We start from the raw sequence: 9,399 nt of genomic DNA, 5'->3' as shown, positions 1-9,399 counted from the left end.
ACATGGTCCGCAGCTTGTGGCAGCGAAAAAGCACGCCCCCTTGCCCGACCCTGATCTGCGAAAACAGAGCCGGGCCGGGTGACGACGCCTTGACCGCCAGCAAAGCGACAAGCAGCACGGGCGACGTCGCCACCAACATCGAGGCTGCGATCACCAGATCGAACGCTCGCTTGTGCCCTTTCATGGGTTAGAGCCTGTTTCATCTCGGTAGAATCGGGATGGGGCTCTATCTTTTTGTTTGAGCATAGCCCTTTCCAAAAACCGGAATCCGCTTGGGGCCATGCTCTAGATCCGGCGCCAGACAAATGCCAGATAGAGGCCAAGCGTCCCCGGTAGTGTCTGTCGGTAAACGCCGCTTCTGCGCAGAAGCCGCAAGCGGCGGGAGATACCGCCGTTCCGAGCCCTTATGAACAGGCCGAGGCAGGCCGCAGCGTCCTTGGTCAGTATGTCGCGGTTGACTGCGAGACCACCGAGATTGCTGTCGGTCCAGCTGGCGAATTCACCTCTGAACAGGCGCCCGAGCCTGGAGAGCCTTGCTTTCCAGGAAACATTGGCGCCGACCAGGTTTGCCGCGTGCTGGCGGTAGCGCACCAAGGGCCGCGGGTCGTAGCGGACCATGCCCCCGGCGGCGGTGACGATCAAGTAGGCCCACCAGTCGTGACTGACGAACTCCGTCTTTGCCGATGCCTTGGCCAACAGGTGACGGGCGGCGCGGTTGATCAGCATCGTGTTGCCGCCGGCAATGCTCTGCACCAGGGCGTTGCGAAATGATGGCGGGCGCCGGAACAGCGGCGAATAGCCTGCAGCACTCCCGGTTTCTGAGATCGTCGCGGTTCTCGAGCAGAACAGAAGAGGGGTTTCCGCGTCGAGCGATCGCATCCAGCGCAGCGCGCTCTCCAGCCGGTCAGGCTCCCAGATGTCATCCTGATCGCAAAAGGCGTAGTAGTCGGCGTCGATGCGTGGATCGACGATCATTGAGCGGAAATTGGCGGCGAAGCCCTTTTGGGGCCCCTTCACCAGGGTCAGGGAGCCCTTAGTCCAGCGAGGCCGCCAAGCCTCGACGAGGGCTTGCGTGCCATCGGTGGATCCATCGTCGGAAACCCACAGGTCGACGAGCGGATGCGACTGGGCGAGCAGGGACTGCAACTGCTCCTCAATGAAGGCCGCACCGTCCTTCGCGCCCAGCAGCACGGCCACACGCTGATCTTGTCTGGTCACGGGTCTAGAATCACCTAGGCTGCACAAATGGCTATCGGATCGGTTTCAATAGCCAATCATTGCCGCGCAGGACAGGTCTAACGAGTTTGTCCAACTATTTTCGGCAGTGCTTCCAGTCGCGCGCCAGCAACGGGCTTTTCCGCCTGATACAGTTCCGCCAGCACGGCAAGGGCGGCCGCCTTGTCCTGGTCCCGAATCGCCGCCTGCAGCGACGTCAACGCGGCCTGGATTCTCGGCCATTCCACGACGTCGGTCCTCAGGCCGAAAATCTTGGCGATGTCGAGCGTGACGATCTCTTCGTTCTCGCCCTGAAGGGTCTCGTGCAGCTTCTCGCCGGGCCTGATTCCGGTAAAGCGGATCGGAATGTCAGTGTAGGGGCTCTTGCCGGCCATACGGATCATGGTTTCGGCCACCTCGAGTATCGGCACCGGCTTGCCCATGTCCAGCATATAGATGGCATAGTCGTCCTTGCCCGGACGCTGTTCGGCATCGGCGGCAGACATGATGACGAGGTCGACGGCCTCGGCAACCGTCATGAAATAGCGGGTCATGCGCCGATCCGTGATGGTGACGGGGCCGCCTGCCTCGATCTGCGCCTGGAAGATGGTGGCGACCGAGCCAGTGGAGCCAAACACATTGCCGAAGCGCACGGCAATGAACTTGGTGCCGGGCCGGCGCCCGCCCTGCCCGGCCGCCTGCATTTCGTGGAGCGAGCTGACGATCTGCTCGGCCGCCCTTTTGGTGATGCCGAGCACCGAGCTCGGATCGACCGCCTTGTCGCTCGAGATCAGCAGGAACTGCGGAACCCCGCATTTGGCCGCGACTTCGGCGCAGGCAAGCGTGCCGAAAATATTGGTCTGAATCGCCGCTTCCCAGTTCTCCTCGAGCAGCGGCACATGCTTGAGCGCCGCCGCGTGGAAGATGATGGAAGGCTTGAACTCGCTGACGACGCGGGTCATCTGCCGCCGGTCGGTGACGTCGATGATGCGGCTCGTCAGCCGGGCATGGTCCTCTTCGTCGATCAGCTGATCGAGCTGGAAGATGCCGAACTCGGAAATATCGGCGACCAGCACGGCCTCGGCGCCGAGTTCCAGCGAACGCTTGACGAGGATGCGGCCGATGGAGCCGGCGCCGCCCGTCACCAGCACCCGCTTGCCGCTGACGAAGCTGCTGATGCGTCCGACGTCGGTGGCAACCGCCGAACGACGCATGATCGTTTCCATCTCGACGGCGTCGAGCACCAGCTTGCCGCCCTGCCCGAGCTCGGAGACGCCCGAGAACCGCACGACGGATATGCCGCTGTGGCGGGCGACGCGAACCAGTTCGGCGTATTCCTCGATCTCGCTTTCGGCGCCGTTGCCGAAAATCAGCATGTCGAGATTCTGCGTGCCTTTGGCGTATTCCTCCAGGACCTCGACCAGACTGGGGCGCACGGCCACCACGGGAACACCCTGGATGCGCGTGCCCAAAGGCGCTTCGGTGCCGATCGCCATGATGCCGGCGATGGAATATTCCGCCGGGTTCGCGGTGCGCGTGAACCTGATGAGGACGTCAGCCTCGCCCAGCCTGCCGACGAACAGCGCCTGCTTGACCAGCGGATTGTTCGAGCCGCGGCTCAATATCGCCCAGCTCGCTCCGTCACGGAGGAACCGGTAGTAGAGCCGGGGAGCAGAGATGATGGTGAAGGAGACGAGGAAAAAGACAATGAACTGGCGCTCGTTGAGGCCGATCACCGGCTGGAAGGTACGAAACGTCAGCGAGGCGAGATAGAGCAGGACAGTCAAAGTCGCGCAGCTCTTCAGGATGTTGAAGAAATCGGGCGTCGAGGCAAACCGCCACACTGTGTTGTAGAGCCCGCAATACCTGAACAGGAGATGGCTTAGAACGACGATGCTTGCCCAGCACGCCAGGCCCGTGGGCGACAGCGCCCCGAACGACAGACCAGACCGCGACAAAACCAGGCTGAGCGCCACCGCGATCAGGACCATGACGATGTCCTGAAGCATGATGATAGCGCGCCGTATCTTCGGCCGAAGTCCGGACACGGCTTCTACGTATGAGGTCATTGGGTAGTACTGAACTCCAGGCGCGAAGATAGTAACGCTAAAGTGGCGCCAGATCGATTGTCATCCGACACCGGCCACCTATCAAAGTGCCAAATCTTCAACCCGCCGCCTTCTATCGCATAGCGCGGAGTTGGGGGCTTCGCCAGATTTTTTTGGAAATGCACGTGGTTACCTGTCAATCTAGGCGATCCGGCGGGAGGCGCGCGCCGAGGCCGAGGCGCTTTAGATTGGAGTTGGATCGAATCCTATGCGCGACCCAACATTGCCGGAGAGATAGCTCGTCAATCTCAGATCCGCACCTGTTTACATGCCAAGGATGTTTCTTTGTCACGACCGGCTCTTACGCACTGTCGCCCGTCTATCCGGCGTCAGATCTTAGTAGCGACTTTAGATACCTGACCGGGTACATCACCCTCCACGAATGGCTGTTTTTTATCTGGATCGTTTCTTTTTGAGCCGCCTTCAACTGTTCGGCCACACTTTCAAGCTGGCTTTCCGCATCGTTGGCCCGAAGCGCTTCACTGTCGGCCTTTGCCATCAAATCAGCCTCGCGGGCTTTGGCGTTTGCCCTCAGATCAGCTTCACGGGCCGCGGCATCCGCCTTCTGCTCTTCGGCCAGACGCTGGAGGTCATTCAATTGCTCCGTCAGTTGCGCCCCTCTTGCAGCCGCTTCGGCGCGGTTCCTCTCCAACTCAGCCACCTGTTCGTCGGCAGCGCATCGCTGCTGCGCCAGCCGTTCGGCGGCCGCCTTTTCGCGAGCGGATATCTCGGCAAAGAACGCTGCTCCGAAAACCGGATTGAGGCTGTCGAAGGCGCCACGCACCGCATCAAGTCGCGACATCGCCGCGGCATCGGCCTGGTCTTCCTCAAGTACCTTCACTGCGCCGTAAACTTGCTTGATCCAATCATCGATCCTCGGGTCAGCTTCTAACTGACCTCGGCTCGCAGCATGGTGCTGATGCTTATCCGCAAAATGATTGGAAAGGGCTGCCGACCACTCCGCCTTGGGCAGAGGCCAGTCGATCTTCAGGGTGCTTGTGATCCCGTCGATCCCCTCGCGCCACTGATCAAACATGCCTTCATAGGATAGGAAAATCCGCGGCTGGCCCCGCGTCGCGTGCTCGGCCTCCAACGCATGGCGCAGCCAAAGAAGGGAACTGAAACCGACCGTGAATTCGTCACGCTTGGCCAGAGACGCGATCACCGCCAAGGGGTTGCGCCCGATCAGCACATAGCGAACGTCGATACGCATTTGCTTCATGACACCCATGTACAGCGGCACGAAACGAGATATTCGCGGCTCCTTGAGTACGAAGAGCGAGGCACTGCCATACTCTTCGTCAATCAGCTGAGCGATCTCGGCCTGGTAGAATTGCAGGCGCCCCGGAATAAGAACGTTGGGATCAAGGGATCTCCAATCATCCCACCGGCTGCCGAGCTCGGCCAGCATCCGATCATTAAGCTCCATCAGCCGTTGCGGCTCCCAGTGGCCTTCTTCGTTGGTTGGATTGGCGCCAAGCATGGTCTTCGGCAGCTCAGCACCAAGCAGGCTAATCGCCCTAGTCAGGGCGCTGGTGCCCGATCGATGCATGCCGATCACCATGATGCAGGTACGCTTCGCTGCTTTCGGCGCCGCTTCGGCGGCCTGCGGCGTCGCATCGTGCAAATTTCCGGATGATGGGTAGTTGCTCAAGTCGTCAATGCTCGCCCACGCCAAGCGTCAGGGTGGCCATCACGATGACAATTAGGAGCCGCATATTCGGCCGAAGTCCAGACACGACTTCTACGTATGAGGTCATGGATAGTACTGAACTCCAGGCGCGAAGTACGCTAGTGGCGCCAGATCGACTTCATCCGTCACCGGCCACCTGTTAGAGTGCCAAATCTTCAATCCCGCCGCCCCCTATCGCATAGCGCGGAGTCGGGGGCATCGCCAGAGGTTTTTTAGATGTGCGTGTGGTTAAGGCGCCACTTCCGGCTTGATCGTCCCGCGCGCAAGACGCGAGTACCTTCCAACTTCAGGCGCCTGGCAATGGGCTGTGCATTGTCCAATCAGTTCCCATTCTGGTCCCCATAAGCCCTCCCAATCAAAATGCTGGCAATGAGGCGTTCTCTGTCGAGACATTGCGGGTCCCGATCGAGTGTCCGATGGGCCTCATCGGCGAGCGGGGAATAGCTTTCGACGGCGGCCATTTTTCTCGCTCGGGCGGCGTGGTCGAGTTGAATTTCCAGTTCAATAGGTCCCGCCACGTTTGGAACCGCTGCGGAGCAAAGGTACTTTAGGCGAAGCGTGTAGGCTTAAGTGCCTTCGAGGGGGATACCGGAAGATCAACTAAGCCTCATCTACAACGCGGTTGATCTCATTCGCTTCAAACAACGCCCGCAACTGCCCGCACGGCCCGCGAGCGCCTCCTAGAGATTGGTCTCTCGCATTCGCGCCGGAGATGGTTTCACATCGTAAAGGAGCTGCATGGACGGCAGATTCGCCAGAACCAACGGCGCTTCTGATGATGTTGCAATCAAATACCGAAATTCTAGGGGGCAATGCCGCCTCTTTGACGAAACTGGGCGAGCAGGTCGGCTCGATCGAACTTGAAATTGCCAAGAGTCGCCAGATCGCGCTCGGTGAATCCAATTCGCACGCTGCCGCTGCTGAAAGCAGCCAAACCATGCTGCGCGCAATTGACAAAGAAGTTTCAGTCCTTGCAACTTTTGTGACCTCAACCGAAAGATCCTTCTTTGGGCTCGCAGGAGAGATTGAAATTGGTCGCGCGCGAATCGTCGGCTTCATCTGGGCGATCGGCAGAGGACGGGCGGCTTCGGCGGCGGTATGAGAAGTCCTAACCTCGCGCTCTCGGGAAGTGACTCTCGAAAACCCGAAGCCAGAACCGATAAATTGGCTTGGCGGTGTGAGAACCGAGGGAACACCAGCATGGCCGGAACTCGATCTACCCCTGTCCTGTCATGAGAGACTGACGTTTGCCCTGCGGCCGCTTTTCAAAGACGACAATACTGTCATAGACACAGATTGAGTCTGTTGCATGGGTGAAGGCGTTCGCCGGCAACGCGCCACGAGCGTGATGAGCGTTGATTTCGTCGAGCTTTCCCTTGGCAAATTCCATGAACGACCCCGGCTTGCGGAGCCCGCCGCCATAGTCCTCCCAATAGCTCGTATGCGTGTCCTCGACGAAGTAAACGCCGTTCGGCTGCACATGATGGTAGAGATGCTCAAATGTCGCGATGACATGGTCCATCATGTGACTGCCGTCATCGATGACGATGTCGATGGGACCATACTTCTCGACGATCCGATCGAGGAGTTGAGTGTCATCCTGGCTTCCAACGAAGACCTCCACCCCTTGCGACTCGTGCGCCTTGCATGCAGGATCGATATCGATTCCAATAATTCGCGCGCCCTCGCCGAAATAGGCTCGCCACATCTCAAGCGATCCTCCCTTGTAGACGCCGACTTCAACGACGACCGGCCTTCGATCTCTGAACCTTTCGAAGTGACGTTCATAAACCTCGAAATAGTGCAGCCATTTGTAGATCTCTTTGCCGTTGTTGTTCAAAAAGTACTGATGCAAGAACCCGCCCATCGTAGCCTCCTTGGCGTCGGACTTTGCCACCGCCAGTTGCTCTGATTGTGGCTGTCTCCTCCCCTTATCAACGAGGTTGGTCCTGAGCCGCGCAAAAACCGGCTCCCATTCGTTTGCAACCAGGCAAAGCGCTTCCCCAAGATTTGCCGCGATCTCGGTAAATTCCATGTTTGCAAAGCGTTCTTCCGCTTGGACAATCCACGAAGGATCGTATCTACGCTTGCCAAAGCCGGATACGACGGTGAGCCCAGTCCAAGGCGTTGCAATGGTAAACACGTCGAGATCAGTGCGAAGCGCCTTGAGTGCCGGAACCATTTTCCAGACATCGCCGGTGTGGAATTGCGTTGTCGGCGGAACCTTTTGCGTCGTGTCGTCCAGGGGAACAGTGTCGTGCACGAGCAAAACCGAGCCCATGTCGCAGTAGTGTTCGAGGTTCGCAAAATCGCGCAATGCCTGGTCGAAAGTGTGAAGACCGTCAATGAACCCTACACCCACCGGGCGGCCGGCTAGCAAGACATCCGCTCCGCCGCGATCAAAAAAGGCGTCACTCGTCTCAGGAAAAATGTGCGTTTCTGTGCTGAGTGCTACCGTGGCGCGTGGATTGGGATCGATCCCGATTGCAAGAGCCGGAGCCTTGATCTTGGAGAGCGATACGCCGTCACAGACGCCTATCTCCACCACGACCGCGGGTTCTAGCTCCGAGTAAAGACGCTCCAGCCAGTCGTAGTAGAAAGGCCCGGACATCCGTGTGTTGGCCAGGCCGACATGGGCCCCCACAGTATCAGGGTTGAGGTCTAATGCTTTGCGGTATTGGACTTCTGCCGTTTCGTTGTCGCCGATGGCAAAGTACGCATCACCGATCCCAGTAAAATAGGCGGCGTTTCGAACTGGATTGTGTCGGGCAAGAATGCCGGCAGAAGAAAGAAGTCGCGACGCCGCAAGCTCGGCTGGTGCATGCGTGCTTGCCATGCGAAGGATGTCTGCCGCCGTCTGGTAATGCCCCGACTGAAACTGACCCTTGGCCAACTCAACCAGCGTCGCCGCTGTCCGGTTCGTCGGCACGCGTTCTTCTGGGGGCTTCAACTGCGCCCTAAAGCCCGCGGCGGTGGCTGGAGCGACCCTGAATGGGTTTGCAATTGTCGCCCGGGCAAGGTGCGGCAGAAGCGATGAAGGCAGCGAGCCCACGAATGCCGAGGGGGTGTGAAAAGTAAACTCGCCTGTCCCCCTCAATGCATCCCTTTCAGCCTTCCAGACGATCCAGTTCTTGCGCTGCCGCTCGACGCTTGCGTTGGTGGACACCCCGCCATGCAGTTGGTGAAATGTAGCCTCTCCCAGAGTGAGGATGAGCTGTGCTTGCGACAGCTTCATCGCACGTTCGAGCGTGTCGAGGTTGACCAGGCCGCCGCCCGGACAGCTGAAGCGCTCGTCCATGCCGTCGATCGCCTGCCAACCCTCCCGGCTCATGAAGAGGACATTCGCTTCGTGTATCGGTGAGAACCACGGATCGACCGACGACTCATCCATCGTCCCGATCTCGAACAACCGATACCCATCTTCCGGCCATAGGATGGATTGCAAAAGCGAATCCTCGATGGCCTTTGTATAACCATTCGCAGGCGCATTGGCTTGGATATCGCTTCCAAGATACCAGCCAGGCGCAGCCACTACTGCCATCGGTGCCATGTCCAGGCCGATGCGCGCGAAATGCACCAAACCGGGCGTCACGATCCGCGCGCCGTCGATCATCACCCCGATCTTGTCGCCTTTGGCCTCCTGTATCCCGCGGTTGACGGCAGCCACAGGCGAGGGTGATGCGTCATCGATGCGCAGCAGGCGAAAATTCGGCCCATATTCCGCGACCAGACTCCCGCGAACGGCTGGTGATGATCCGTTGTCGACGACAATGATCTCGTAGTCGTCCGTCGTCACGCCTTGCTGATAGGGCGTTGCCAGCGAAAGCAGGGTCCGGGGCAGTTCTCGGGCGATGTTGTAAGCGACAACAACGATGGACACGTGATTCGGTTTCATCGCGATTCCATGGGTCAGCTGTGGGCAATCGGCTTTTGCCACCAACCGCCGGTCCAGTCTATCTCGTGTATCTTAGCTTTGATGCGGTTACGTGCGCGGTAATCCTCGACCGCCTGCAGGCATGGCAGATGCGCAAGATCGTCGATGATCGCAAAGCCGCCGGGCGACAGCCTTGGATAAAGCGCTTCAAGGCTGTCCATCGTCGACTCATACATATCGCCGTCCAGCCGGATGAGGGCGAATGGACCGGCTTTCAAGTCAGGCAAGGTATCCCCGAACAAGCCTTTGACGAAGATCACCTGATCGTCCAAAAGGTCATAGGCAGCAAAGTTGGATTCAACCTGAGCCTGATCAATCGCCAACTGGCGATATTCGTGTAGTCTGTCTCCCTGGTCGGCAGGAAAATTCTCGGCGTCCGGCGGCGGCAGACCGTCGAATGAGTCGGCGACATAAACCTTCCTGTCTTTTACCTCATTGGCGGCCAGTAC

The 9,399-nt window shown here is 59.0% G+C and carries 7 protein-coding genes; 1 reads left to right on the top strand and 6 read right to left on the bottom strand.

Annotated features, from left to right (window positions below; genetic code table 11):
- From EN780_RS19870 to EN780_RS19855, 4 genes are all read right to left on the bottom strand, one after another.
- On the bottom strand, positions 1-184 hold a 184-nt coding region (locus EN780_RS19870; protein WP_145970996.1), incomplete at its 3' end, for a sugar transferase.
- Between the two features lie 101 nt (positions 185-285).
- Positions 286-1,197 carry a glycosyltransferase family 2 protein gene (locus EN780_RS19865; protein ID WP_245478364.1) on the bottom strand — a complete coding sequence of 304 codons (912 nt, stop codon included), beginning with the start codon at positions 1,195-1,197 and terminating at the stop codon, positions 286-288.
- Positions 1,198-1,295: 98 nt separating this feature from the next.
- A complete protein-coding gene (locus tag EN780_RS19860) occupies positions 1,296-3,284 on the bottom strand; it encodes a nucleoside-diphosphate sugar epimerase/dehydratase (protein WP_187331202.1) in 1,989 nt (662 codons plus the stop codon).
- A 358-nt stretch (positions 3,285-3,642) separates the two neighbouring features.
- Positions 3,643-4,977, bottom strand: a complete 1,335-nt coding sequence (locus tag EN780_RS19855) for a sulfotransferase domain-containing protein (RefSeq protein WP_128275074.1) — start codon at positions 4,975-4,977, stop codon at positions 3,643-3,645.
- A gap of 814 nt (positions 4,978-5,791) precedes the next feature.
- Here EN780_RS19855 and EN780_RS19845 point away from each other — a divergent pair.
- Positions 5,792-6,118: a hypothetical protein gene (locus tag EN780_RS19845; protein WP_127391635.1), complete on the top strand. Its 327-nt coding sequence runs from the start codon at positions 5,792-5,794 to the stop codon at positions 6,116-6,118.
- 114 nt (positions 6,119-6,232) lie between these two features.
- Here the strand turns inward: EN780_RS19845 and EN780_RS19840 are convergent, their stop codons facing one another.
- Together EN780_RS19840 and EN780_RS19835 are read right to left on the bottom strand one after the other, a co-directional pair.
- Positions 6,233-8,953, bottom strand: a complete 2,721-nt coding sequence (locus EN780_RS19840; protein ID WP_128275073.1) for a class I SAM-dependent methyltransferase — start codon at positions 8,951-8,953, stop codon at positions 6,233-6,235.
- Positions 8,926-9,399, bottom strand: a 474-nt coding sequence (locus EN780_RS19835; protein ID WP_189556619.1) for a TylF/MycF/NovP-related O-methyltransferase, incomplete at its 5' end; no start/stop codon positions are given. The genes EN780_RS19835 and EN780_RS19840, both read right to left, overlap by 28 nt.

Origin of the sequence: Mesorhizobium sp. M4B.F.Ca.ET.089.01.1.1 (assembly GCF_004022605.1) — a bacterium.
GTDB lineage: Bacteria > Pseudomonadota > Alphaproteobacteria > Rhizobiales > Rhizobiaceae > Mesorhizobium > Mesorhizobium abyssinicae.
The sequence above is the reverse complement of the archived record's forward strand: the minus strand, read 5'-3'. Positions and strand labels throughout refer to the sequence as shown.